This window comes from Enterobacter sp. Bisph1 (assembly GCF_000814905.1).
Lineage (GTDB): Bacteria > Pseudomonadota > Gammaproteobacteria > Enterobacterales > Enterobacteriaceae > Kosakonia.
The window spans coordinates 134457-159882 of the sequence record NZ_JXAG01000048.1; the positions used below are offsets into that span (position 1 = coordinate 134457).

A 25426-nucleotide genomic window follows, 5' to 3' on the forward strand; every position below is an offset into this window, starting at 1 on the left:
ATTAAGCACTCTGGACAATGCTTTCGTTAATTTACCGCTTCGCTTAATCAGCACCAAAGCTATTAATTTCTCGTGCTGCTTAATGCTATTTCTTTGTCGAATTTAAAGCGAACACGCGCGGGAAAATATCCCTGTCGCGGAAATAGCGTTATACCAAATGGCACGCCACATGATGTCCGGGAGCCACTTCGCGAAGCGCCGGGATTTCGCGGCGGCAGCGCTCCGTCGCCAGCGGGCAGCGGGATGAAAAGCGGCAGCCGGAGGGCGGATGTGACGGATCGGGGATCTCGCCCTGCACCACGGCAACGGGTTCGCTGTCGGGATCGAGCGTCGGTACCGCCGCCAGCAGCGCCTGGGTATAAGGGTGCAGCGGCTGCTGAAATAAGATGTCCCGGCTGGCAGTTTCCACCAGTTGCCCGAGGTACATTACCGCCACGTCATCACACAGATGCTCGACCACGCCCAAATCGTGGGAGATAAACAGGAACGTCACGCCATGATCGTCGCGCAGGTCGGCAAACAGGTTGATAATTTGCGCCTGAATAGAGACATCCAGCGCCGAGATCGGCTCATCGGCAATAATAAAATCCGGGTTGAGGATTAGCGCCCGGGCAATGCCGATGCGCTGGCGCTGGCCGCCGGAAAACTCATGGGGAAAGCGATTATAGTGCTGCGGCGCAAGCCCGCAGATTTTCATCACTTCCAGCACTTTATCGCGCAGCTCCGCTTTGCTGCACAGCTTGTGCTCCAGCATCGCCTCGCCAATTGCGTCCCCCACGCGAATACGCGGATTGAGGGAACTGTAGGGATCCTGAAACACCAGCTGGATTTTCGGCCGCAGGGCGCGCATCTGTTTCGCCGTTAGCGCATGGAGCTCCTGGCCGCGATATTTCACGCTGCCCGCCGTTTTGTCGTACAGCCCAAGCAGTGTGCGGCCAACGGTGGTTTTGCCACTGCCGGACTCGCCCACCAGACCAAAAATGGTTCCCTGGCGTATTTTGAAACTGACGCCGTCGACGGCGCGCAGTTGCCCGGTCTCCTGTCCAAACAGCCCTTCGCGCAGCGGGAAGTGTTTTTTCAGGCCGTCCACTTCAATCACATACTGCTCGCTCATGCTGTTGGCTCCGCTAACGCACAGTGAATACAGGCTGCCTGTCGCGTGTGCCCGAACAGCGGCGGAATGCCTTCCCGGCACGCGTCGGTGGCGCGTTCGCAGCGCTCATAAAAGGCGCAATACGGCGGCAGGGCGGCCAGATCCGGCACCTGGCCGGGAATCGAGTAGAGCCTGCGGCGGCGCTCGCCGGGGATCGGACGCGCGGCAATCAGCCCTTTGGTATAGGGATGCATAGGATTACGCAGTACCTCGGCGGTTGGACCCTGTTCGACAACGCGCCCGGCGTACATCACCACGACATGCTCCGCCATCTGGGCGATTACCCCTAAGTCATGAGTGATCAACATCAGCGCCATATTGTTGGCCTGCGCCTGGTCGCGCAGAAGCCGTAAGATTTGCGCCTGCACGGTGACATCCAGCGCGGTGGTCGGTTCGTCGGCAATCAGCAGCTTCGGCTGGCAGCTAAGGGCCATGGCGATCATAATGCGTTGCAGCATGCCGCCGGAAAGCTGATGCGGATAACTTGCCATCAGGCTTTCGGCACGCGCCAGCCCGACTTCGGTAATTAACTGGGTGGCGCGCGCCCAGGCTGCTTTCGGCGTTTCGCCGCGATGACGGATCAGCGGTTCGCACAGCTGCTCACCGATGGTCAGCACCGGGTTAAGGGCCGTCATTGGCTCCTGAAAAATCATTGCCAGCTCGTTGCCGCGCAGATCGGCCATTTTTGCCGCTTTCAGTCGCAGCAAATCGGTGCCCTGAAACAGAATTTGCCCGCCGTCGATGCGCGCCGCCTGGGGTGGAAGCAGCCCCATTAACGCCATCGCGGTGACGCTTTTCCCGCAGCCGGATTCCCCTACCACGCCGACTATCTGCCCGCCGTGAATGGTAAATGAGACCTCCTGCACGGCACGCACGCGGCCCTGTTCGCTGGCAAATGAGAGGGATAACTGGTTGTAGGCGATCAGCGGTTCGCTCATTTCACGCTCCGTTTCATCTTCGGATCCAGCGCATCGCGCAGGCCGTCACCCAACACGTTAATCGCAATCACGGTAATAAAAATGGCGATACCCGGCGGCATCCACAGCCACGGGCGACGCTGAAAATCGATCAGGCTGTTGGCGGCGTCCATCATATTGCCCCACGAGGGCGTTGGCGGCACCACGCCGAGACCAAGATAACTGAGGGCAGATTCCATCAGAATAGCGTTAGCCACCGCCATAGTTGCCATCACCACCAGGATCGGAATGGTGTTCGGCAGCAGGTGTCCAAACAGACGGCGACGCGACGACAGGCCAAGCACCTGCGTCGCCAGCATAAAATCGCGCTCGCGCAGAGAGAGGATCTGCCCGCGCACCAGCCGCGCCAGCTTCGGCCACTCCAGCAAGCTCAGCATGACAACCACCATATAGATGCGCGATTCGGCAGAAAAATCGAGCTCCGACAGCATGGCTCCGGCAACAATTAGCAGCGGCAGGCTCGGAATGGTCATCACTAAATCCGCCAGCCGCATAATCAGTTTATCGGTCCAGCCGCCGGCATAGCCCGACACCGCGCCGAGCAGGTAGCCCAGCGCCACCGAAAGCAGCATGGTCAGCAGGCCAATAATCAGCGAGATGCGCCCCGCCAGCAGCAGACGCGTATAGACATCGCGCCCGAGAAAATCCGTGCCCAGCCAGTGTGCAGCGCCCGGCGGCTTGTTGATCATCAACGCATCGGTGGCATCATTTTTCCATGGCGACCACAGCGGGCCCATCACGCACCACAGCGTCATCACCACCAGCAAAAACAGGCACAGCATCGCCAAATGATTGTGCCGCAGCGCTTTCCACGCCTGTCGCCAGGGGGAAGGCGTCGCCTGCGCCAGCGCCGGGATCTCCGCGACGCGCAGTTTGCGATTGCTTGAAAAGAGGGAACCCAACATTACGACCTCACCCGAATACGCGGATCGGCCCACGCGTAGAGCACATCGGCAATCAGGTTGCCGAGAATAGTTAATACCGCAAGGAAGAGGGTAAAGCCCATCAACACCGGGTAATCACGCGCCGCCAGCGAATCGATATGAATATGCCCCGCGCCCGGCCAGTTAAAGACTTTTTCGGTAATGATCGCGCCAGAAAACAGCCCCGGCAGCTCAAAACCCAGCAGAGTAATGATCGGTAGCAGGGCATTGCGCAGGGCGTGTTTGAAAATGACCGTCCGTTCGCGCAGCCCTTTTGCCCGCGCGGTGCGAATAAAGTCCATCTTCACCACATCGAGCATGCTGGCGCGGAAATAGCGCGTCAGGCTGCCCGCCTGCAGCATCACCAGCGCCAGTACCGGCAACACCAAATGTGCCGCAACCTGTAGCACCCATGCCCAACCGCCTTCGTCGCTGCCAGTATTGGTCATGCCGCCGACGGGCAGCCAGTGCAGATCCACCGCGAACCACTTAATTAATAGCAGGCAGAGGAAGAAGGTCGGAAAGGACATGGCGGCAAACACCACTACGCTTACCAAATGGTCGAATAGCGAATTGGGCCGCAGCGCCGAAGCGATACCGACCGCCAGACCAATTCCCCAGTAAAAGACCAGCGCCACGCTTGCCAGCAGGAACGAGTTCCAGATGTACTGATTCAGCAGTTGGCTGACGGGAATTTGATACTGCAGAGAGAAACCGAGATCGCCGCGCAACAGCTGACCAAGCCAGTGCACATAGCGGGTAAACAGAGGTTGGTCGAGGCCGTAAATGGCTTTTAGCTCAGCGGCGCGGGCGGCGGTCAGCGTAACGTTGCCGTCGATAAAATCGCCCGGGGTTTTCGCAAACAGCATAAAGATAATCAGCGACGCGAGCAGCAGCATGGGTATGGTTTGCAGCAGCCGTCGCAGGATAAAATTTCGCATAGCGTTCTCATGACAACTGCCGGGAAACCCCGGCAGTTATCTCAGGCGTTACTTGACGATTTTCACATCCGGCAGGCTGCCGGTCAGGCCGTTGTAGACATCCGGTTTAAACCCGGTGACGCGGGCGCTGCTCGCCGACAAGATTTCGCGGTAGCCAAGCAGAATCACCGGCGGATCGTCCGCCAGCACTTTATACAGCTGGTGGTAGATCGGTTTACGCTGTTCCACATCCAGCACTGCATTGGCTTCGTTTATCAACTTGTCGACCTGCGGATTGTGATAGCCGGACTCTTTCGCTTCCGTGCTGTAGTAATCCCACACGCCATCATGGGGATCGTTCAGCGTGCTGGTGCTAAAGGAGGCTAAATCATAGTTGCCTGCTTTGCGCTGCGCCATCAGGGCGTTGAAATCGACAACCTGCGGTTTTAGCAGCACGCCAATCTGCTGCCAGTTCTCTTTAGCGATTGGAATCAGCGCGTCATTAAGCACTTTTTTGCTCACCAACAGCGTCAGCTCCAGCCGTTTGCCATCCTTAACGCGAATACCGTCCGGTCCCGGTTTCCAGCCCGCTTCATCCAGCAGTTTTTTCGCCTGCGCCGGATCGTATTGATAAGGGTTCACCCCTTCAGCGTTATAGGCCCACGAGATGGGCGCGATCGGCAGGGTGGCGACTTTGCCGTAGCCCTGATACACCACATCAATCAGCTTTTGCCGATCGAGACCGTAAATCAGCGCCTGGCGCACTTTGACATCCTGCAACGCCGGGCGATGGACGTTGAATTCGACTTTGCTGTAATCGCTGGAGCCGAACAGGTTGATATTGGCGAAGCCGAGCATTTTCAGCTGTTCAATATCGTCCGGACGCGAGGTAAAAGAGTCGTAATCCGTCTCGCCGGTCTGGAACAGCTGGAAGTTGGTCGACGGGTTGGTTACGCGGTAGATAAAACGCGGCGTCGGCGGCGTGCCACGATAGAAATGGGTATTCGCGTGGAAACGGATCTCCTGGCCGGGAATATATTTGTCATAGACATACGGCCCGTTACCAAGGGGTTTACCGTGCAGCGTGCGTAAGTAATCAAGATTACCGCGCTGATAACCTTTGCCGTAATAAGCTTTCGAGAGCACCGGGCCGCCGATTTTACCCAGCGTCGTCGCACCCGGTTGGGTGGTGGTGACCTGCAGCGTTAACGGATCAATCACTTTCAGGCCGCTGACGCTGTCCGCTTTACCCGCTTTGTACTCAGCGCCGCCCGCAATGTTGGCCAGGGTAATATCCGTATCGCCATCGTATTTCGGGTCGTAGAGCACCGTCAGGGTAAAGGCCACATCTTCTGCGGTCAGCGGCGAGCCGTCGCTAAAGGTCAGGTTCGGGCGCAGCTTAATAGTGTAGACCTTGTTGTCCGGGCTAACGGTCCAGCTTTCGGCAAGGCCGGGTACTAGCTTGCCGTTACTGTCCCAGTCAATCAGCCGCGAGAAGATGACGTTGGTGACGTTTTCATCCCAGCCATTGACAAAGAAATAGGGGTTAAAGATACCCTGCGGTTCAGAAATACCGGCCACCACCGTATCTTTACGCAGCTTCGCCGCCGTCGGGATCTGGCTGGCATCCGTTGCGGGTGTGATCCCCTCTTTTAATACCTCATCGGCGAAGGAGGCAGACGAGAAGGCCATCACGCCACCGAGCAGGGCGATTTTCAATGCAAGGGTGAAACGTGTGGGTTGAATAGTTAAGCGGTTCACGAAGCTGGCCAAAATGGCTCCCTCATCAAATGATTGCGTGAAATTTACAATTCATGACGAACGATAAGAGCCGTGCTGCACCCTGTCTAACAACGAAAACCTATGGCTTATAACCAATCGGCCTTAGCAAACTTATGGATAACGATTGCCAGATTTCTACTTATTGACTACCCGCTTGCGGCCTGCCGCTTTTGAGGTTCTCGGATTAAATTTTTATAACCGCCAATAAAACTTAATTTAAAAAGGCTGGTGAGTAGAATATTTGATTTGTAGCCTGTCTGACTTACCCCTCAAGCAGACTCAAAAAATAGGAGCGTTAATGGCCATTATTTTAAGCCAGGCTAAAACGTCAGCATTTATCAATAAGAAATTAAAATGCCGGTTCAATCCACTCCCAACCTAAGATTAATCTCAAAAAAATAACCATGTTATAAATGAGGTTTTGTTTTTTTAGGATTTCCTCACCTGACGACGCCCTATTTCTTATTAACAAAAATTCCTGGTTGCGGCGGATGCTTAAAGTGCTACAAAAACAAAATATATTATAAATCAGACCAGGATAATTTTGTGATATTTATCACTCAAAAAAATCTATTTCGACCTGAAACATTGTTCTTGACGATTCGAAAACCAAATCATCAAAAGAAAGCTTGCCATTAAGATAGTAGGATGCGGCATTCGCCCAATATGCATCCGGTGAGATAAATGGGAATTCACAAGAGCAAATTTGAAGAATCGCTTAATGTTAATGAAAACACTAATGCGCTGGTGGAAGTGGTAATAACCTTATTCTCCGCCAGACGAGATATCATTTGTTCGGGCATCGCCGGTTTTTTACTGGCGGTATTGAGCACCTTTTATTACCCACAACAATGGATTACCTCAGTAACTATCAGTTCTCCGGAAAAATTTACCGTTTACCCGCTGATTATGTGCTTGCAAAAATTTTATCGATCGCAGGGGTTAATTAGTCCAGAAGATCTTTTTACCTCTTATATTTATCGTTTACAGACCATTATTAATCGCAATGCCAGGAAAGAAGTCGATATTCAACTTGAGAGCAAAAACGATGTCACCTTATCCGTAGCCTCCTACGGCGCAAGTTCGCAAATTTTAGTCATCAACGATTTGCTCAATCAAGCCAACATCGAACAAAATGAATTGATTATGGAAAAAAGCAAATGTAATACCGAAATTGACTCGCCGCTTTTTTACAGCGTGGAAAAAAATGCCTACCGTTTTTATCCTCGGCGTATTAGTTACAGTTTGAGAATGCTCATCGGAATCGTTTTTGGCATAGTGTTTGCGTCTGCACTGATATTACTAAATGGAATATTGCAAAAAGTTGAAAACACATGGTATTACCGGCAAACAAGGGAACTTATGGAAATAAAAAACGCAGATGACTGTCAGCTTAATAAATTAAGCAATCGCGAGGAGCTCACTGATGCCCTCCTGCAACCCAGGCAAAAGAAGCTCAGCGATGGCGCTGTAGCAGCGATCGCAATCTACGTTATGATGCTGATTGTTAGCTTATTTTGGCTTGGCCTTGAAATCTATACCGGTCTTTAAAATGGAACATTACTTCACGCAAGTGAGAAGCTAATGGAGATCATGTAATGTCAGCCGATTTTATTTTATTCAGTTATTCGTGGCCGACCCAGTCGGCAATAAATCTGTTCTTAGAACGACATGAATTTCAGGTAATAAAAATATATCAGGATGAGCAAAAGCTATTGGAGACATTGCATCAAAACACCTCAACAGCATTGATTTTTGATGCACCTGCACATCGTAAAATATTGCTTATCGCGGCGATAGCTACTACCTCCAGGCTGCGAACTGTATTTTTTACTACCCGCAAGATAAATATCAACGATAGAGCAGTTGCTGATTTTTATTTTGAGGAAAAAAATTGCTTCACCCACTCAGAACTGATTGCTATGTCCAGGGAGGATATTTTTAGAGCAATGAAAGTTGAACGTTCACCGGTTTACTTGTCGCCAGGCATTATGCGCCCACGGATCATGAATCTGTTATATGATGGAAAAGCATTATATAAAGAGATTCAAAATAAAATTTATCATAAACTCTACCTGATAGGTGCCACTACCAATGAAATAAATACGCTACGGCTTTTGATTGCTGGCCTCTCCATACAAACCATTGCTCAAATGAAAGGAGTGCAATTAAAAACTATCTATGCCTATAAAGCGCAACTGGCGCAAAAGGTAGAACATAGCACCTCGTCCCGTGAGCTCTTACGCGTTTTAAGCGTAGGAGAAAAAAATCAGGATAACGAGTATCTTAATCATCTCTATAACACGCGATGTAACAGCGAAACGTCACTTTGCGATGTCTGTCCGCTCTATCAATTCTGCTACGAACCAGAAGCTGCGAGATGCAGTACGGCATGCAATGAGTGTTTTAAATAATAGCGAGAACGGCCTCAGTCGGTATGAGTAAATATCTCTGATAATAAATTTTACGATTATTGTGCTCGTTTTTAATTTTGACAACACCAGGACTTTTTTCTTATTGCGTAGATCTGAATGCATTTGTCTGGGCACTGCGGGCAACCCCCAACCTTCAAACCATTCGAAGGTAGTGCCCAGACGAATGGATTTACCCGCCGCTAAAATGTCATTGCTGTTGCTGCCTTTAACTGCCGAGGGTGCTTCTTCCCCGATTCAAATTTGCCAGACCGATGGCAATAACCTCAATTTCACGTAGTGACATCCCTTTTAGTTCTTCGGCATCGATTTCCAGTCTGACGGTGCGAAACACCCGGCCGTTAGTCAGGGAAACCAACGGGCAATACAGGCGACTGCCGAGGTTCGATATACCACTCACCCTCCACGGTGCATCTTTTTCTTCCACGTTAATACTCCTTTATGCGGGCTGCTATCGCTCAAAAAAAAAGCCGGTCAGAGGACCGGCCAAAGAGACAAGTTATACAAGCCAGACTATCAACGCTTGGGGGCGTCGTAATAACAACAACAACAACCAACGAGTTCAGAAGCACACACTACGAAAAGAATTACAGCAACACGGCGATCCCTCTTGCCAACCCGTTTCAGGGCACCCTGCGTAGCCAGCATCCGGCGAGTCGTAGCTGGAAAGAAGAGTGCGTTTTCTGGCGCAGTTATCATCATCGTTTATAAGCGCGTCACAAATATGTACGCTGCGCTTGCAGGAGAGGGAGCTGTCCTCGCACATGCACGATGAGGGCGACGGGCACTGGCCGAAAAGGGTATCGCTGCGCCAGGAGAGATCGGGATGTTTAAACAGCGTCGCCGTCTCGTCACTACAGGTGTAAAACACGTGTATAAACGGATCTGCCACCATTAATGTCTCTTCACTCGTCTGTTCGGCTGAAATAGCGGACGTGGCGACGAGCATCACAATCAAGGCTGTCAGAGTTTTTCGCCCTGACGCGCGGGTTTTCAACTGACACATGAATAGATTCCTTATCTCAGTTAACCCAAATGGGAAGATAAAGCGTCAATCCAGCGACTTCTATTCCCAACTGTTGAATAAGTGTGCTGCTTAATTTTTAGACGTTCAATAGAAATAAAAAGTCGTGTCGATTAATAATACAAATGAGTAAGGATTAACGTTAAGAAAACCAGACAAAAAATAATCGTTAATTGCTAAAATAAATTAAGCAAGCTTTTGATATATAGACGGTTATATCTTAATGCATTTACCGCCTAAAAATTTCACCAGGCGCAAGAGGGGTAATAAAACGGGTATTTTACCAGGTATGGTTAGCTTATTATCGGAAGTTTTTACATGCAGACAGAAATATTCTTATGAAAGAGTAAAAAAAGCCCCTGGCGGGGCTTACGGTCATTATTTACCGCTTAAGGACATCAGGAATAATTAAATCCCCACGCATGCGATACGAACCCAGCACGCTTTGGGTTTTCTCGTTCAGCCACGCCACAATACGCGCCGCCATTGCATCCATTGAATATTCAATCGCCGGAATCACCGGAATACCGGGTAAATGCAGCGAACCGGCAAGGCTGAACACCATAATGTCGCCGGGCACGGATTTATTAAACGCCTGCAGCTGAGGGATCACGCGCTGCGCTTCCTGCTCGTCTGCCACCAGCAAGGCGTTGAAATTAAGCGTAGTCGCGTTATTCAGCAATACTTGTAACGCCACGGATGAAGAGGTGTCATCCATAAAGACCAGGTTACGGTTAAACGGCAGGAAATTGTTTTCCAGCGCCAGCTTATAGCCATGCAGAACCTGCTCAGCAGCGGCGGTGCGCGGATGAATCAGCGCTATCTGTCGGCGACTTTGGCTAATCAGATAGTTACAGGCGGTTTCGGCGGCAAAGGCACGATCGAATTGAATGCTGTTGGTCGTGGCATCGACCGACTCAACGCAGTCCACCAGAATGACGTTTTCATCATCGACCTTAAGGGGGAAACGCGCGCCAATAATCAGCACATCGTCGCATAGCCCGCAGGTCAGCTCGTCCAGCGCGCTCAGCACTTCCGCTTTGCTATTGGCGAAGCGCAGCAGCAGATGTTTCTGGCTCTGGCTTAAATGCTTTTCCAGCGCGTAAAGGTAACCGGTGGTTTGGTTGATATTGTCCTGAGCACAGATAACACCGATGCAGCCTGTCGACTGGCTGAGCAAAGACTGCGCGATAACATTGGGCCGATAATTCAACTCTTCGACCGCTTTTAGCACCGCGAGGCGACTGGCTTCCTTAACGCCGCGCGAACCGCTCAACACCCGTGAGACTGTGGCTTTCGACACCCCAGCTAAACGTGATACATCGTTGATTGTAGACATCTTTCTCCCCTGGCAGGCGCAGAGTACGCCCGCAAAATCCCATCACTTCTACGGCTAATATATAACCACACGAGTATAGCGGTTTCGGTTTTCTATGGAAACCGATTTTCCATTTTGCGCTTTTTGATGTCCTTAAAGTGCCAAATTTCGTGATGTAAATCCAATTACGACATCAGATTATTCACAGACATTGATAGCTATCACACTTCTGCGGCGAATTCATGGAAACCGGTTTCCATATGATATCCAATCGTCCCCGCAATAACTTTTTACACTTCGAGGATGGGTCACGATGTTCAGGATCATGTTGTGCTGTTCAGCCGGGATGTCCACCAGCTTACTGGTGAGAAAAATGGTGGATGCCGCGAATGAGCGACAGATACCGGTAGAGATCGACGCCTATGGCGTTGCGGAGTTCGACACGCAATTTCCGCGCTATCAGGTCGTGCTGCTCGGCCCGCAAGTTAAATATATGTTAAAAACACTGTCAGAAAAGGCCGCCGCGCACGGCATTCCGGTTCAGCCCATCAACCCGATGGACTACGGCATGCAGCGCGGCAATGAGGTTCTGGACTATGCATTGTCGCTCATAGAAGCGGCGCATTAAAAAGGTGTTCGTATGAGTTCCTTCTATCAATCAATGATTACGGTAATCGAGCAAAGCATCACCCCGCTGGCCGGTCGTCTGGGTCAGCAGAAGTACGTTATCGCTATCCGTGACGGCTTTACCGCCGCGCTGCCGTTTATGATCATCGGCTCGTTTATGCTGGTGTTTATCTTCCCACCGTTTTCCGCCGATACCACCGTCGGTTTCGCCCGCGCATGGCTCGATTTTTCTACCGAGTACCGCGCACAGCTGATGCTGCCGTTTAACCTCAGCATGGGGGTAATGACCTTTTTTATCTCCGTGGGGATAGGTGCGAGCCTGGGTCGCCAGTTTAACCTCGACCCGGTGATGACCGGTCTGCTGGCATTTATGGCGTTTCTGCTGGTTGCCGCACCCTACGCGGATGGCAAAATTTCCACCCAGTATCTTTCCGGCCAGGGCATTTTTACCGCGCTGCTGACCTCGATTTATTCCGCCCGCGTTTATGCCTGGCTTAAACAGCACAACATCACCATTCGCCTGCCGAAAGAGGTACCGACCGGCGTTGCCCGCTCGTTTGAGATCCTCATTCCGGTGCTGGTCATTATTGGTACGCTGCATCCGCTGAACCTGTTTATTGAAGCGCAAACCGGCATGATCCTGCCGCAGGCGATTATGCACCTGCTGGAACCGCTGGTCTCCGCTTCAGATTCCCTGCCGGCGATTCTGCTTTCTGTCCTGCTGTGCCAGATTTTCTGGTTCGCCGGTATTCACGGCTCGCTGATTGTCACCGGCATTATGAACCCCTTCTGGATGGCAAACCTTTCCGCCAACCAGGCCGCGCTGGCGGCGGGCGCTGCACTGCCACATGTCTATCTGCAAGGCTTCTGGGATCACTACCTGCTGATTGGTGGTGTAGGTTCTACGCTGCCGCTGGCCTTCCTGCTGCTACGCAGCCGCGTCGCGCATCTGCGTACTATCGGCAAAATGGGCGTGGTACCGAGCTTCTTTAATATCAACGAACCGATACTGTTCGGCGCGCCGATCATTATGAACCCGATGCTGTTTGTGCCGTTTGTCTGCGTGCCGCTGGTCAATGCCGTGCTGGCGTATACCGCCACCAAAATGGGGCTGCTGGCGCAGGTCGTTTCCCTGACGCCGTGGACCACACCTGCACCTATCGGTGCTTCCTGGGCGGCGAACTGGGCTTTGAGCCCGGTGGTGATGTGCCTGGTTTGTATGGTGATGTCTGCCCTGATGTATCTGCCGTTCCTGCGCGCTTACGAGCATTCGCTGATGAAAGCCGAAGAGGAAAAAGCCCAGGCCAACGCGCCGATGGCGCAAACCGTGGGTAGCAACTAAGCCGTAGCACACAGCCGTAACGAAAAGGAGTCGGTAATGAAATATCAGTTTCCCGCAAACTTCTGGTGGGGCAGCGCCAGCTCGGCGCTACAAACCGAAGGGGAAAGCCAGCAGGGCGGTAAAAGCGCCACCACGTGGGATGCCTGGTTCGCCAGCCAACCGTGGCGCTTTCATCAGCAGGTGGGGCCGCAAGAGACCTCGACGTTTTACCGCCATTGGCGGCAGGACATCGCGCTGTTAAAGCAGCTTAAGCACAACAGCTTTCGCACCTCTTTAAGCTGGTCGCGACTGATTCCCGATGGCGACGGGGAAGTGAATCCACAGGCGGTGGCGTTCTATAACAACGTTATCGACGAACTGCTGGCGCAGGGAATTACGCCGTTTATTACCCTGTTTCATTTCGATATGCCGATGGTAATGCAGGAGAAAGGCGGCTGGGAAAATCGCCAGGTAGTGCAGGCTTTTAGCCGTTACGCGCAGATCTGCTTCGAACTTTTTGGCGATCGGGTGCAGCACTGGTTCACCTTTAACGAGCCGATTGTGCCGGTAGAAGGCGGTTATCTGTATGATTTCCATTACCCGAACGTGGTGGATTTCAAACGTGCGGCCACGGTGGCCTACAACACGGTGCTGGCCCACGCCAGCGCGGTACGGGCCTTCCGCGCCGGGCATCACGCCGGTGAGATTGGCATCGTGCTTAATCTCACGCCGTCCTACCCGCGTTCGCAGCATCCGGCGGATGTGAAAGCGGCACACTATGCCGATTTGCTGTTCAACCGCAGTTTTCTCGACCCGGTGCTGCGCGGTGAATATCCCGCCGACCTGGTGGCGCTGCTGAAAGAGTACAATCAGTTGCCCGCCTGCCAGCCGGAAGATATCGCGCTGATTGCAGAGGGCAAGATTGACCTGCTCGGCATTAACTATTACCAGCCACGGCGGGTAAAGTGCCGGGAAAGCGCGGTCAATCCCGATGCGCCGTTTATGCCGGAGTGGCTGTTTGATTATTACGAAATGCCGGGGCGCAAAATGAACCCCTATCGCGGCTGGGAAATCTACGAGCCGGGCATTTACGATATTCTCACTAACCTGCGTGTTAATTACGATAATCCGCGCTGTTTTATTTCCGAAAACGGTATGGGCGTTGAGAATGAACAGCGCTTTATCGAGGACGGGCAAATAAACGATAGCTACCGCATTGCTTTTGTGCGCGATCATCTTATCTGGCTGCATAAAGGCATTAGTGAGGGCTGTAACTGCCTCGGTTACCATATGTGGACATTTATTGATAACTGGTCATGGTGTAACGCCTATAAAAACCGTTACGGTTTTGTGCAATTAGACCTGGCTACTCAACAACGCACCATTAAGAAAAGCGGGGAGTGGTTTGCCGCTACCGCAGAAAATAATGGTTTTAATCAGGATTAAATGATGGTCGAACTCGAAGAGGCGGTAATGGAAATTATCGTCAACGCCGGACAGTCACGCAGCCTGTGCTTTGAAGCGCTGCGTGCGGCAAGGGTAGGAGAGCTGGACGAAGCCCGCCAGCTGCTGAAGGAAGCGGATGGCTACGCGCGCCAGGCGCATCAAATGCAAACCAAATTAATCGAACAGGATGCCGGTGAAGCCCGGCAGCCTATGACATTAATTATGGTACATGCGCAGGATCATTTGATGACGTCGTTATTAGCACGCGAGTTATCCGAAGAGATTCTTGCACTACACACTTTATATCGGCAGTAATTAACGGAGAATTAATCACGCTAAAACGTTATTAATCTGTACCCACACTTATAAATAAAAGCAGTTCGTAATGGTGATGGCAATAATCTCTGCCCGGTCGCCCGGGATGGTTATTGTCTGAGAACAACTTACTAATTGAGATAACCATGAGAATAAATAAAAAACTTCCAGTGGCGCTGGCGGTTGCGGCCACCCTTTGCTCTGGCTCCGTCTTCGCACAAGAGTTTACCCAAGAGCAAATCGATGCCATCGTCGCCAAAGCGGTGGATAAAGCGCTGGCGGAACGCCAGGCGAAAATGGACTCCGCCATCAATAAAAAAGCCGATGTGGTGGTAGAGCCGCAAAGCACGGCGCAAACGCCGGATATGGCGATTCCTTACGGCGTGAAGTTTAGCGGCTACGCCCGCTATGGCGCGCACTTCCAGTCCGGCGATCAGAAATATGTCGGCGTCGATGGCTCCTATAACGGCGCCTCGGCGATTGGCCGTCTGGGGAACGAAGGTAACGGCGGCGAGTTCCAGCTCTCCAAAGCGTTCAAAGGCGATAACGGCGCTATCTGGGACGTGAACGTGATGTTCGACCACTGGGGCGATGAAGTTAACCTGAAAAAAGCCTATGCCGGGGTGACCAACCTGTTGGCTTCCAACCCGAACGCTTACTTCTGGGCCGGACGTGATTTCCACCAGCGTCCGCAACAGGGGATCAACGACTACTTCTGGATGAACCACGACGGCCAGGGCGCCGGGGTGAAAAACTTCGATATTGGCGGCGTGCAGTTTGACGTTGCAGCGGTGGCATCCGTGGCTTCCTGTAGCCCGGAAGTGCTGGAAGATGAATCTAACCCGTCACGTATCACCTGTACCGGCGGCTCCAACGTCGGCGATAAAGGCAACTATGCGGTGACCTCTAAAGTCCACGGCATGAAAGTCGGGCCTTTGGATCTGGAAATCTACGCTAACTACGGCTTCGATTCGAAAGCCATTGAAAGCGAAGATCGCCTGAAGGCCTGGCAAGGCGGCGTGGTGCTGAGCCATACCAACGATCACGGCGTCAACAAAGTGATCGCCCGCTACTCCGATAATTCGGATAACAGCGTCTTTAACAAAACCGACGACCTGACGGCCATCTACGCCAGCTTCGAAGGCAGCTATAAATTCAGCCGCCAGACGCAGGTTGATTACCTGCTGGCATTCCACGATTACGACAACAGCACTTACAAAGCGGATAACCGCCGCAACTATGGCGCGATTATTCGCCCAATGCACTGGTGGAACGACGTGCACTCTACCTGGCTGGAAGCCGGTTATCAGCGCGTCGATTACGATGACGGCGGCGATAACCACGGCTGGAAGCTGACCCTTTCGCAGAACATCTCCATTGCGATGGGGCCGGAATTCCGCCCGATGCTGCGCTTTTACGTCACCGGCGGCCAGGTGGATAACAAACGCACCGCTCGCGTAACCGGCACCGACGATACCACGCTCGACTCGTTCAACGTCGGCGCGATGTGGGAAGCCTGGTTCTAACCGGCAACCGGGGGCGGTTGATGGATAGCCGCCCCCGGTTAAGCACGCTTCATGTGATATGATGTGCGACCTAACAATAAGTCTTTCGCATCACAGAGTTGGGTTGCACATGGGTTCAGGCAAGAAAGGAATGGTGTACGTGCTGGCCGCCGCCGTTTTATGGGGCAGTTCCGGGGTTTGCGCGCAGTACATCATGCAGAAGAGTCATATCTCCTCCACGTGGTTAACCATGACGCGGTTGTTATTTACCGGGGTCATTTTGTTAACGCTGTCGTTTGTTCACAGCGACAAAATCTTTACCATTCTGAAAAACCGTAGAGACGCATTCAGCCTGCTGTTCTTCTCGCTGTTCGGCGCGCTAACGGTGCAGTTGACCTTCCTGTTAACCATTGAGAAATCCAACGCTGCTACCGCCACGGTGCTGCAATTTCTCTCCCCGACCATTATCGTGGCGTGGTTTGCCGTCGTGCGCAAAGCGCGCCCCACGCTGCCCGTCGTGCTGGCGATTGTCACCTCGCTTATCGGCACGTTTTTACTGGTGACTCACGGCAATCTCACCTCATTATCCATTTCACCGCAGGCGCTATTGTGGGGGATTGTCTCGGCGTTTGCCGCCGCGTTCTACACCACTTATCCCTCACAGCTGATCGCCCGTTACGGCACGCTGCCGATTGTCGGCTGGAGTATGTTGCTGGCGGGATTAATGCTGACGCCGTTTTGTGGCGGGCAGGGGGGCGAGTTTGTGGTGGATGGTCGGCTGTTAATCGCCTTTTTCTATCTGGTGGTGATCGGCACCGCGCTGACCTTTAGCCTCTATTTGAAAGGGGCGCAGATGATTGGCGGGTCGAAAGCCAGCATTCTGAGCTGTGCCGAGCCGCTCAGTAGCGCGTTGCTGTCGGTGGCGCTGCTCGGCGTGGCCTTCTCCCTGCCGGATTGGCTCGGCACGCTGCTGATTGTCTCGTCGGTTCTGCTGATTTCCTGGGATTCGCGCCGCAAAATACGCGGCGCTTAAGCCGTTACCCTTTTACCCGCACTTTTGCCGCCACCAGCAGGGCGGTGAGCAGCATTAAGATGCCCGAGAGCACCAGCGGCGAGAGCAGGCCGTAATGATCCAGCGCAAAGCCGCCAATCGCCGCGCCGCAGGTGTTGGCAAGCTGGATCACCGCCACCTGAATGGAACCGGCTTTTTCTGCCTGATCGGCAAGAGTACGGGTGATCCATGTCGACCAGCCCACCGGGATTAAGGCAAATCCCAGCCCCCAGATAATGGCAATCGCCGCCGCGACCGCTTTATCGCTGCCCCATAAAAACAGCACCAGCGCGCTAATAGCGAGGGTGAGCGGCGCAAGAGTCAATGCCAGTTTGACCGAGCGTTTCATCACCAGCGAAGAGATGGAAGTGCCGACAAAGCTGGCGATACCAAAACTCAACAGCACCAGCGTAAGCCCCTCGACGCTAAACCCGGCGAGATTCATATAGATCGGGCGAATATAGGTAAAGAATGAGAACTGCCCGGCGAAGACCATAAAAATGGCGATCATCCCTGCCAGCACGCCTGGGCGTTTGAGCAGCCCAAACATATTCTCATGATGTTCGGGTTTGCCCGGCAGCGAAGGTAATGCCTGCCAGACCCAGACAATACAGGCGATACCCATTAGCGCCGCGCCGTTAAAGACGTTACGCCAGCCGATAATCCCGCCAAGAAAGCTGCCGAGCGGAGCGGCGATCACCAGCGCAATTGACACCGCACCGAAGATAACCGACAACGCTTTCGGCACGGTGCGCATTGGCACCAGCCGTATGGTCAGGGAAGCCGACATCGCCCAGAAGCCACCCAGCGCCAGGCCAAGGCAGGCGCGGCCTACCAGCAACAAAGTGAAGTTAGTGGCGAAGGAGACCAGCAGGCAGGAGAGGGTTAACAGCAGCGCAAAGGCGAACACTACATAGCGGCGGTCGGCAGCGCGAATAATGGTGGTAATAAACAGGCTGGCGAACATGGCGACAAAGGCGGTCACGGTAACGGTCTGCCCGGCAAGGCCTTCTGAAACACCCAGATCCTGCGCCATCGGCGTAAGCAGACTGACCGGTAAAAACTCGACGGTAATCAGACATGCCACACAGAAAGCCACGGCGAAGACCGCCGACCAGTTCGGACGGGTGACCGCATCCGGTGAAGGGGGGGTTACAGATTGCTCACTCATTCGTTACCTGCTTAGTTTTTATTCGTGAAAGTCGCGCAGTGTAACATTCAAAATCTGTGACGCAATTAACAATTTGGCAACTCATGTCACGTCAGCAACAGCAGAGCGGTACAGCATTAATCGTCAAATAACGTGCGTTGATAAACCCGCGATATCAGTGCAGCCAGTAAACCCCTTCTTCCGGGGTGAAAAGTGCGTTATAGCGCAGCTGAAAGTTATTCAGCTCGGCTCTGTCCGGCTCCAGCTCACGCAGAAACCCGAGCGCCAGGCGCAGATGCGCATCGGTGATGGGGGCTGCCAGCCGCGCTTTTTGCATCAACCGGTGCCAGTAAAGTAGGTTCTGTTCGCTGCTATCGACAATAAATACCTGCCAGATAAGCAGAACCTGGGCGGCGTTTTGCAGGTGCGCTTCGTCCGGGCGCGTCAGATAGCTGAGAAATTCATTACCGGCGCTTTTACCCATCTGATCGATCATCGATTCTACCGGCACGGGCTGGATGTTGAGTCGGTCGGTGAGACGGCGTATCGCGCGGCGAGAGTCAGAGGTTAATACCCTGAAACCAATGACAAAAACTACCACCAGCGTTGCCAGCATCAACCAAATCATAACCCCTCCCCGAGCGCAAAAGAGGCTCATCATACGGGGAAATACCCCGCTGCGGACAGCCACAGCGATAATCTTTTTTATCCCCCAGGCTGGAATAATGCTGCCAGAGGCCGCCAAAAATCTTTATATGCTGCCGGTGAGTTGCCCGCGCGAAGGGCCATTACCCGCTACGAACGCGGCTACAACCGCGTGGCGCGCCGTGCGGGTCGATCAGCGAGTCATTACTCAAAAAACAGACCGAGTTTATTAAACACCCCGGGATCGGTCTGGTGACGGATGATTTGCACCACATCTTCCAGCTTATCGATCTGGCTTATCATCTGCTCGAGGCGCTGATCGTTCGCTACCTGTAGCCAGATGCGGCTCTGCTCGCCGCTTTGTAGCGGTAGGCAAAGGATCCCTTCGACGTTAAAGGCGCGGCGGGCAAACAGCCCACAAACATGGGTCATAACGCCCGGATGGTTGCGCACGGTGAGTTCCAGAATGACGTTGTCGGTAGTTTGCATGGCTTATTCTCCCACCATTTCTGTATTCGCCGCGCCCGGCGGCACCATCGGGTAAACTTTTTCTTGCGGGTCGATGCGCACATGTACCAGCGCCGGACCGGGGCGAGAGATGATCTCCTGCAACGCGGCCTGCGGATTGGCCTCGGCGTTTAGATCGCAGGTGTACAGGCCGAAACCGGCAGCAATCTGCATAAAGTTGATCATGCCCGGATAAGTGGCGGCAAACACGCCCGCTTTATAAAACAGGCTCTGCTGTTGATGCACCAGTCCCAGCGCTTCGTTGTTCATCAGGATGATTTTAATATCCAGATTATTTTCCGCTGCCGTCGCCATCTCCTGAATATTCATCATCAGGCTGCCGTCCCCGGAGAAGCAGATCACTTTACGCTCCGGGTTGGCCAGCGCTGCGCCAATCGCCGCTGGCAGACCAAAGCCCATCGTACCCAGCCCGCCGGAGGTGAGCCACTGACGCGGGCGGTTTAACGGATAGGCTTGCGCGGTCCACATCTGATGCTGACCGACATCGGTAGTGATAATGGCAGAGTCATCAACGCAGGCGGCAACCGCATTGATCAAACCGTAATGGGTCAGCGGGTCGCCGCCCTGCGGGATCGCGCCAGGAAACTCTTTTTGCAGCTGCGCGACGGTATTACGCCAGACATGACGGGAGTGGGCTTCCACCTGCGGGATCAGTGCATCAAGCACCTCACCCACATCGCCCTGGATGGCAACATGTGCCTGCTTTACTTTGCCCAGTTCGGCGCGGTCGATATCGACATGAATGATTTTGGCGTTCGGACAGAACTGTTCCGTTTTGCCAATCGCCCGGTCATCAAAACGTGCGCCGAGGACCACCAGCAGATCCGCCTCCTGCAAAATAAAGTTGGTGCTGCGCGCGCCGTGCATCCCCAGCATACCGAGGGAGAGCGGGTGCTGTTTAGGCAGCATGCCGAGGGCCATCAGCGTCATGGTGGTAGGCAAATTGGCTTTTTCCGCCAGGTGACGGATCTGCTGCGGGGCGTTAATAACCCCGCCGCCCAGGTAGAGGACGGGACGTTCGGCGGCATTGATCATCTCGGCGGCCGCCTGTACCGACTGGGCGTTCCAGGCAGGCGCCGGGTCTTTATAGCCCGGTTCCGGCAGCTCGTTTAAGGTGATTTCCGCCGTTTGCACATCTTTAGGAATATCTATCCACACCGGGCCGGGGCGACCAGACTGGGCAATGCGAAACGCATCGCAAATCACCTGCGGCAGTTCGCTGATATCGCGCACCAGATAGTTGTGTTTGGTGATGGGGATAGAGATGCCGTAAGTGTCCACTTCCTGGAAGGCGTCAGTGCCAATCATCGAGGCCGGAACCTGGCCGGTAATGCAAACCAGCGGAATCGAATCCAGCCGCGCATCGGCAATCGCCGTCACCAGGTTGGTCGCCCCCGGCCCGCTACAGGCCAGACACACCGCCGGTTTACCCTGGGTACGCGCCATGCCCTGGGCGATAAACCCCGCACCCTGCTCGTGGCGCGCCAGTACATGGCGAATCTGCTTACTTTGGCTAAGCGCGTCGTATAACGGCAGAACGGTGCCGCCGGGAATACCGGTGACGGTGGTGATACCTTGACGTTCCAGTAAATGAACAATCAGCTGCGCGCCTGTATAGCGTGTGGATTGTGATGTGCTGCCCGAACTTGCCATGCTCCAGTCCTTTTGTTCTGAGCCAGCTTTGCGGGAGGGGCTAAAACGAAAAACCCCGCCCGGTTTGCGCCGGCGGGGTTTGGAATCGTGTGTTCCGGACCCTACGGCGCATTGCCGACGACGACCACCACACGCACGACGACCACCGCGGCGTTATGCGCGGTTTTTAGTAGGTTCATCGGGTGGTTGAAAGCGGTCATTAGGGGCCTGTCTGTTGTGTGATTTACCGGATTTATACAAGCACAGGAATCATTCGCCGACAACTGCTTTTTACGCACCCGCAGAAAAATGCGTTATCGATCACGTTTATTATTCTGGCGTCAGAAAACAAAAAACCCCGCCGGAGCGAGGTTTTTGTCAGCATTTTTGCGGTTGGTGGCCGCAAAACACACTGCGTTACGTCAACTACGCAACTATACGATATTTACTGCGCATGCGCAATTTTCAGGCGTTTTTTCCCGCTTTGAGTATGGATCAATGCCGCAATTTTCGCCAATAAACACTGTATATATAAACAGTGTTAATATATAATGACCTTGCTAACCAGCGTGAGGGGACGCGTTCTACGGCGCAAGAATTCCTGGCTGAAACGGGTGGTGCCGTCAGTGCCTTAACCCCTCGAGAGCACACTGCGTTACGCCAACAACACGGCTGGCAACAGGTAGCGGAAAGGTACGTCAGCCGGTGCTCCTTGACCAGAGGAGAAGCGTATGGGCGGAATGGAGATGGTAATTCTGATCCTGAAACTCATTGTTGCGTTACTGCAACTGCTTGAAGCTGTCCTGAAGTTTTTGCGGTAGTTCAGCGTCAAGTCGCACTAAAGAGGGGCGGGTAACCGCCCCTCTTTTACACGCCGTCCGGCAGCTTTTCCTGCGTGAATTATAACCGGGGTGAATGTTCAAGCGTCTCATGTTACATTTCGTTGACATTTCCCCGACTTAGTCCGCCATGACACTCTCTGTCTTTTGCGTTTTGCTGTTCGCCGCGCTGCTGCATGCTAGCTGGAATGCCATTGTCAAAGCGGGCAGCGACAAACTCTATTCCGCCATTGCCGTCAGCGGTTCCGCTGCGTTAATCGCGCTGATTTTACTGCCTTTTTCCCCACAGCCAAATCTTGCCAGCGCCCCCTGGCTCGCCGCCAGCTGCGTTTTGCAGGTGATTTACACGGTGCTGGTCGCCAAAACCTATCAGGTTTCGGATATGAGCCAGACTTATCCCTTAATGCGCGGCACCGCCCCGTTGCTGGTAGCGATAATCAGCGTGCTATGGCTCGGTGATTCACTGTCGACGCTGGCATGGGGTGGGATTGCGGTGATCTGTCTGTCGATTCTCGGGATGGCGTTTAATGGCCGCAGCCAGTCGCGAAAGGGGATTTGGCTGGCGCTACTCAACTCCTGTTTTATCGCCGGTTATACGCTGGTGGACGGCACCGGCGTTCGCCTTTCTGGTTCTACCCTCGGCTACACGCTGTGGACCTTTTTTATGAATGGCTTCTGCCTGCTGCTGTGGGCGATGATCGCGCGGCGACAAGAAGTGACGCGCTATTTAGTGGCGAACTGGAAAAAGGGCTTACCCGGCGGCATCGGCACCCTGGGTTCCTATGGCCTGGCGCTTTGGGCAATGACGCAAGCGCCGCTGGCGGTGGTCGCCGCGCTGCGGGAAACCTCGATTCTCTTCGGCGCGCTGCTGGCCTTTTTACTTCTTAAGGAGAAAGTGGCCGGGCTGCGTATTGTTGCCGCCTGCGGTATTGCCCTTGGTGCCATTTTGCTGCGCCTCTCCTGAGAGACTGGCAACTTAAGTTGCCGACAAATGTTTACAAAACCTGCCTGGCACAACATTACCATTACGGCGCTCTGTAGTGGCGCTGTCATCTCTCTGTGCTAGATTCATCCCGCATTAAGGCTTTATTGCAGCCATATATTCTTTATTTTCCCATTTTCTTAAAGTAATCATCGAAATGAAAACGCAGAGAAACGTCAATTTGTTGCTGATGCTGATGCTTCTGGTCGCCGTCGGGCAGATGGCGCAGACCATCTATATTCCGGCTATCGCCGATATGGCGCGCGATCTGAATGTCCGTGAAGGCGCCGTGCAGAGCGTGATGGCTGCTTATTTGCTGACCTACGGCGTCTCGCAGCTGTTTTATGGCCCGCTGGCGGACAGAGTCGGCCGACGCCCGGTGATCCTCGCCGGGATGACTATTTTTATGCTGGCAACGGTTATCGCTCTTTCCACCCATAGCCTGACGGTGTTGATTCTGGCAAGTGGGTTACAGGGCATCGGTACCGGTGTTGGCGGCGTAATGGCGCGAACATTACCGCGCGATCTCTACGCGGGCACCGAGCTGCGCCACGCGAATAGTCTGCTGAATATGGGGATTTTGGTGAGTCCGCTGCTGGCTCCGCTGATTGGCGGCGTGCTGAATACGCTGGTGAACTGGCGCGCCTGCTTTATGTTCCTGCTGGCGCTTTGCGTGATTGTCACCTTCAGTATGGCGCGCTGGATGCCGGAAACCCGCCCGAAGGATGCGCCACGCGTGCGGCTTATCGCCAGCTATAAAACCCTGTTTAGCCACGGTGCGTTTAACTGCTATGTGCTGATGTTGATCGGTGGCCTGGCGGGGATTGCGGTATTTGAAGCCTGCTCCGGCGTACTGATGGGCGGCGTACTGGGCCTGAATAGCATGACCGTTAGCGTATTGTTTATCCTGCCGATTCCGGCGGCGTTTTTCGGCGCATGGTTTGCCGGGCGGGAGAATAAACGCTTTAGCACGCTGATGTGGCAGTCGGTTATCAGCTGCGTAGCGGCGGGGGTGCTGATGTGGATCCCCGGCTGGATGGGCATCATGAATATCTGGACGCTATTAGTGCCTGCCGCGCTGTTCTTCTTTGGGGCCGGGATGCTGTTTCCGCTGGCGACCAGCGGCGCGATGGAACCTTTCCCGTTTCTGGCCGGTACGGCTGGTGCGTTGGTGGGCGGTCTACAGAATATCGGCTCCGGCGGGCTGGCGTGGTTATCCGCGCAGCTGCCACAGAACAGCCAGTTTAGCCTTGGGATGCTGATGACGCTGGCCGGGCTTTTGATCCTGCTGTGCTGGCTTCCGCTGGCGTCGCGTTTTGCTCGCCACGAACCGGCGGTTTAGATTCACGATGGCCCGGCTTAATGTCGGGCTTTTCACAATTCGGCGTAATCATCACTTTCAATAACGGCTCAGGCGCTGGTCGCCACGCGCCCTCTTCACCATCATAAAATTGCGCGTCGGTATTTATCGCATAAGGAATTTTTGCCTTATTCAGCTCGCAGGCCATAAAGCGGGCAAATGCCAGCTGCGACTCCGTTGGCGCGCTTTTAATCGACTCGCCCACCGCCCAGCCGCCGACCCAGCTTGCATGTCCCGTTTTCTGCTGCCAGCGCACCGCCGTATTAATGCGGGCGCGAATTGCAGCTTTCTCAGCTGCCGTGCCGGATGTCCATGGGTATTTACCGTTCGCTTTCAGCGGTCCCCACGGGAAAATGTGCCACTCCGCCAGTATGAAGCTTTGACTATGGGGCGGCAGCTTAAGGGAGGGTAAATCTTCCGGCGCGGCGCGCATGCGCGGGGCGATAAAAATCATCCGCTGCGGATTAATGTCGTGCAGGGTTCGGATGACATTTTCATATCCGCGGTTCAGCGCCGAGAGATCGTGGTTAAGTTTATCCGCCGGTTCATAAATGAGATCAAACCCGAGAGTGGGGTGGTCGGTCCCAAAAAAGGTGCCCACGGTTTTCCACCAGGCCACCAGCTGCGCTTCGTTTTTAGCATCGGGATCGGCTTTAAAGCTGTCCGCCTGGTAGGCGATGATAGGGATCACGCCATACTCTTCGCAGGCTTCCACCAGTTTACGCAGATGAATCAGGCGGGATTCGGTCATATTATCGGCGACACGAATACGCACATGGTGAATGCCCGCTGCTGCGAAATCGCTCACTACCAGCGGGTCAAACTCGCGGATCCCGCGCTCGGTTCGCGCCCAGTCCACATCCATTCCCACCCCCAGCTGCTGCGCGTAATGCGCCGCCGTCAGCGGAGTATCCGCGGCAAACGCAGCGTTTGCCGCCAGCAGCATAGCAACAGCAATCAGTGGCTTAAACACAGTTAACCTTGTGAGAATGGGGGTGAAGAGAAGTATTTAGCATGCTTTACGCTACTACGTGTAGCGCCAAAACGTAATAAATTTTCACCAACTCTCCATAGTGGCATTGTTAGCCTCTCAGAACATAACCCAGTCGGCCACAATGCGTGAATTTTCAGTACTCCACTGTATAGCGCGAGAGAGTATCTGTTGATATAACGTGGCCTGTTCAAAAAACAGACGCCACGGCTGTTTTGCCAAAACCAGAACCTATTATTACCTGCATAGTTAATACTGAAAGACTCCTGTATTCAGCACGTTGATAGATTGGCCATGATGAAAACCGGCAAGGAGCAAGGATGTATTACGACGATGAAGTCATCGGTTATTTACAGGATAATAAAATTCTGGCGCTCCAGTTCGATCGCGTTTTAACGGGCACGGGAGAGATGGTTGCGGATTCGATTGATACGTTAGAAGCGGGTTTAACGCGTGCGCTTTATTACACGTCATGTTTTACAGAAGAGTATCAAGACGTTTGTAA

24 protein-coding genes and 1 pseudogene are annotated in these 25426 nt (G+C 53.6%); 12 read left to right on the forward strand and 13 right to left on the reverse strand.

Annotation, left to right across the window (positions count from 1 at the left end):
* Nucleotides 1–148: 148 nt before the first annotated feature.
* Genes RW65_RS17065 through RW65_RS17085 form a run of 5 tightly spaced genes read right to left on the reverse strand, consistent with a single transcriptional unit; the run spans nucleotide 149 to nucleotide 5665 of the window.
* Nucleotides 149–1114: an ABC transporter ATP-binding protein gene (locus tag RW65_RS17065; protein ID WP_039057993.1), complete on the reverse strand. Its 966-nt coding sequence runs from the start codon at nucleotides 1112–1114 to the stop codon at nucleotides 149–151.
* Entirely contained in the window at nucleotides 1111–2091 is a 981-nt protein-coding gene (locus tag RW65_RS17070) for an ABC transporter ATP-binding protein (RefSeq protein ID WP_039057994.1), read from the reverse strand. The genes RW65_RS17065 and RW65_RS17070 overlap by 4 nt, the downstream gene beginning before the upstream one ends.
* Entirely contained in the window at nucleotides 2088–3035 is a 948-nt protein-coding gene (opp4C, locus tag RW65_RS17075) for an oligopeptide ABC transporter permease (RefSeq protein WP_039057995.1), read from the reverse strand. Before opp4C ends, RW65_RS17070 begins: the two co-directional genes overlap by 4 nt.
* Complete coding sequence (locus tag RW65_RS17080; protein ID WP_039057996.1) at nucleotides 3035–3994, reverse strand: ABC transporter permease; 960 nt, start codon at nucleotides 3992–3994, stop codon at nucleotides 3035–3037. Before RW65_RS17080 ends, opp4C begins: the two co-directional genes overlap by 1 nt.
* A gap of 48 nt (nucleotides 3995–4042) precedes the next feature.
* Nucleotides 4043–5665 carry an ABC transporter substrate-binding protein gene (locus RW65_RS17085; RefSeq protein ID WP_231564404.1) on the reverse strand — a complete coding sequence of 541 codons (1623 nt, stop codon included), beginning with the start codon at nucleotides 5663–5665 and terminating at the stop codon, nucleotides 4043–4045.
* Between the two features lie 774 nt (nucleotides 5666–6439).
* Here RW65_RS17085 and RW65_RS17090 point away from each other — a divergent pair.
* Entirely contained in the window at nucleotides 6440–7306 is an 867-nt protein-coding gene (locus tag RW65_RS17090; protein WP_039057998.1) for a hypothetical protein, read from the forward strand.
* A 47-nt stretch (nucleotides 7307–7353) separates the two neighbouring features.
* Nucleotides 7354–8169 (forward strand): hypothetical protein, encoded by an 816-nt coding sequence (locus RW65_RS17095; RefSeq protein WP_039057999.1) that lies wholly within the window; start codon nucleotides 7354–7356, stop codon nucleotides 8167–8169.
* A 226-nt stretch (nucleotides 8170–8395) separates the two neighbouring features.
* Here RW65_RS17095 and RW65_RS17100 read toward each other — a convergent pair whose 3' ends face one another.
* Both RW65_RS17100 and RW65_RS17105 read right to left on the reverse strand, forming a co-directional pair.
* The gene (locus tag RW65_RS17100; protein ID WP_039058000.1) at nucleotides 8396–8614 is read right to left on the reverse strand and encodes a hypothetical protein; all 219 of its coding nucleotides are present in this window, start codon (nucleotides 8612–8614) and stop codon (nucleotides 8396–8398) included.
* A gap of 979 nt (nucleotides 8615–9593) precedes the next feature.
* A complete protein-coding gene (locus tag RW65_RS17105) occupies nucleotides 9594–10550 on the reverse strand; it encodes a LacI family DNA-binding transcriptional regulator (protein ID WP_039058001.1) in 957 nt (318 codons plus the stop codon).
* Nucleotides 10551–10842: 292 nt separating this feature from the next.
* Between RW65_RS17105 and RW65_RS17110 the strand changes: the two genes are divergently transcribed.
* The 6 genes from RW65_RS17110 to RW65_RS17135 all read left to right on the forward strand — a co-directional run bounded on the left by RW65_RS17110 (nucleotide 10843) and on the right by RW65_RS17135 (nucleotide 16776).
* Nucleotides 10843–11157, forward strand: a complete 315-nt coding sequence (locus RW65_RS17110) for a PTS sugar transporter subunit IIB (protein ID WP_039058002.1) — start codon at nucleotides 10843–10845, stop codon at nucleotides 11155–11157.
* Between the two features lie 12 nt (nucleotides 11158–11169).
* Entirely contained in the window at nucleotides 11170–12498 is a 1329-nt protein-coding gene (locus tag RW65_RS17115; RefSeq protein WP_039058003.1) for a PTS sugar transporter subunit IIC, read from the forward strand.
* Nucleotides 12499–12534: 36 nt separating this feature from the next.
* Complete coding sequence (gene gmuD / locus RW65_RS17120) at nucleotides 12535–13923, forward strand: 6-phospho-beta-glucosidase GmuD (RefSeq protein WP_039058004.1); 1389 nt, start codon at nucleotides 12535–12537, stop codon at nucleotides 13921–13923.
* A gap of 3 nt (nucleotides 13924–13926) precedes the next feature.
* A complete protein-coding gene (locus RW65_RS17125; RefSeq protein ID WP_156124022.1) occupies nucleotides 13927–14238 on the forward strand; it encodes a PTS lactose/cellobiose transporter subunit IIA in 312 nt (103 codons plus the stop codon).
* A gap of 146 nt (nucleotides 14239–14384) precedes the next feature.
* Nucleotides 14385–15764 (forward strand): carbohydrate porin, encoded by a 1380-nt coding sequence (locus RW65_RS17130; RefSeq protein WP_039058006.1) that lies wholly within the window; start codon nucleotides 14385–14387, stop codon nucleotides 15762–15764.
* 109 nt (nucleotides 15765–15873) lie between these two features.
* Nucleotides 15874–16776, forward strand: coding sequence for an EamA family transporter (locus RW65_RS17135; protein WP_039058008.1), 903 nt, complete (start codon nucleotides 15874–15876; stop codon nucleotides 16774–16776).
* Between the two features lie 4 nt (nucleotides 16777–16780).
* On the opposite strand, the gene nepI is transcribed toward RW65_RS17135, so the two are convergent.
* The 5 genes from nepI to ivbL form a co-directional block, all read right to left on the reverse strand.
* On the reverse strand, nucleotides 16781–17965 hold the full coding sequence (gene nepI / locus RW65_RS17140; RefSeq protein ID WP_039058009.1) for a purine ribonucleoside efflux pump NepI: 1185 nt from the start codon (nucleotides 17963–17965) through the stop codon (nucleotides 16781–16783).
* Nucleotides 17966–18119: 154 nt separating this feature from the next.
* Nucleotides 18120–18572: a DUF1198 domain-containing protein gene (locus RW65_RS17145; protein WP_039058010.1), complete on the reverse strand. Its 453-nt coding sequence runs from the start codon at nucleotides 18570–18572 to the stop codon at nucleotides 18120–18122.
* Nucleotides 18573–18793: 221 nt separating this feature from the next.
* Nucleotides 18794–19078, reverse strand: a complete 285-nt coding sequence (gene ilvN, locus RW65_RS17150) for an acetolactate synthase small subunit (RefSeq protein WP_017458118.1) — start codon at nucleotides 19076–19078, stop codon at nucleotides 18794–18796.
* Between the two features lie 3 nt (nucleotides 19079–19081).
* Entirely contained in the window at nucleotides 19082–20770 is a 1689-nt protein-coding gene (gene ilvB, locus RW65_RS17155; protein ID WP_039058012.1) for an acetolactate synthase large subunit, read from the reverse strand.
* Between the two features lie 101 nt (nucleotides 20771–20871).
* Nucleotides 20872–20970: an ilvB operon leader peptide IvbL gene (ivbL, locus tag RW65_RS22750; protein ID WP_156124021.1), complete on the reverse strand. Its 99-nt coding sequence runs from the start codon at nucleotides 20968–20970 to the stop codon at nucleotides 20872–20874.
* 525 nt (nucleotides 20971–21495) lie between these two features.
* On the opposite strand from ivbL, the gene tisB reads away from it, so the two are divergent.
* The 3 genes from tisB (at nucleotide 21496) to emrD (ending at nucleotide 23912) form a co-directional block, all read left to right on the forward strand.
* On the forward strand, nucleotides 21496–21570 hold the full coding sequence (tisB, locus tag RW65_RS22200) for a type I toxin-antitoxin system toxin TisB (protein WP_231564405.1): 75 nt from the start codon (nucleotides 21496–21498) through the stop codon (nucleotides 21568–21570).
* A 148-nt stretch (nucleotides 21571–21718) separates the two neighbouring features.
* Nucleotides 21719–22552, forward strand: a complete 834-nt coding sequence (locus RW65_RS17165) for an EamA family transporter (protein ID WP_039058013.1) — start codon at nucleotides 21719–21721, stop codon at nucleotides 22550–22552.
* A 175-nt stretch (nucleotides 22553–22727) separates the two neighbouring features.
* On the forward strand, nucleotides 22728–23912 hold the full coding sequence (gene emrD / locus RW65_RS17170; protein WP_039058014.1) for a multidrug efflux MFS transporter EmrD: 1185 nt from the start codon (nucleotides 22728–22730) through the stop codon (nucleotides 23910–23912).
* Here the strand turns inward: emrD and RW65_RS17175 are convergent.
* The gene (locus tag RW65_RS17175; RefSeq protein WP_197058898.1) at nucleotides 23815–24903 is read right to left on the reverse strand and encodes a cellulase family glycosylhydrolase; all 1089 of its coding nucleotides are present in this window, start codon (nucleotides 24901–24903) and stop codon (nucleotides 23815–23817) included. The genes emrD and RW65_RS17175 overlap by 98 nt on opposite strands.
* Nucleotides 24904–25241: 338 nt before the next feature.
* Here RW65_RS17175 and RW65_RS17180 point away from each other — a divergent pair.
* Nucleotides 25242–25426 (forward strand): annotated as a pseudogene (locus RW65_RS17180) (hypothetical protein); the annotation flags it as partial.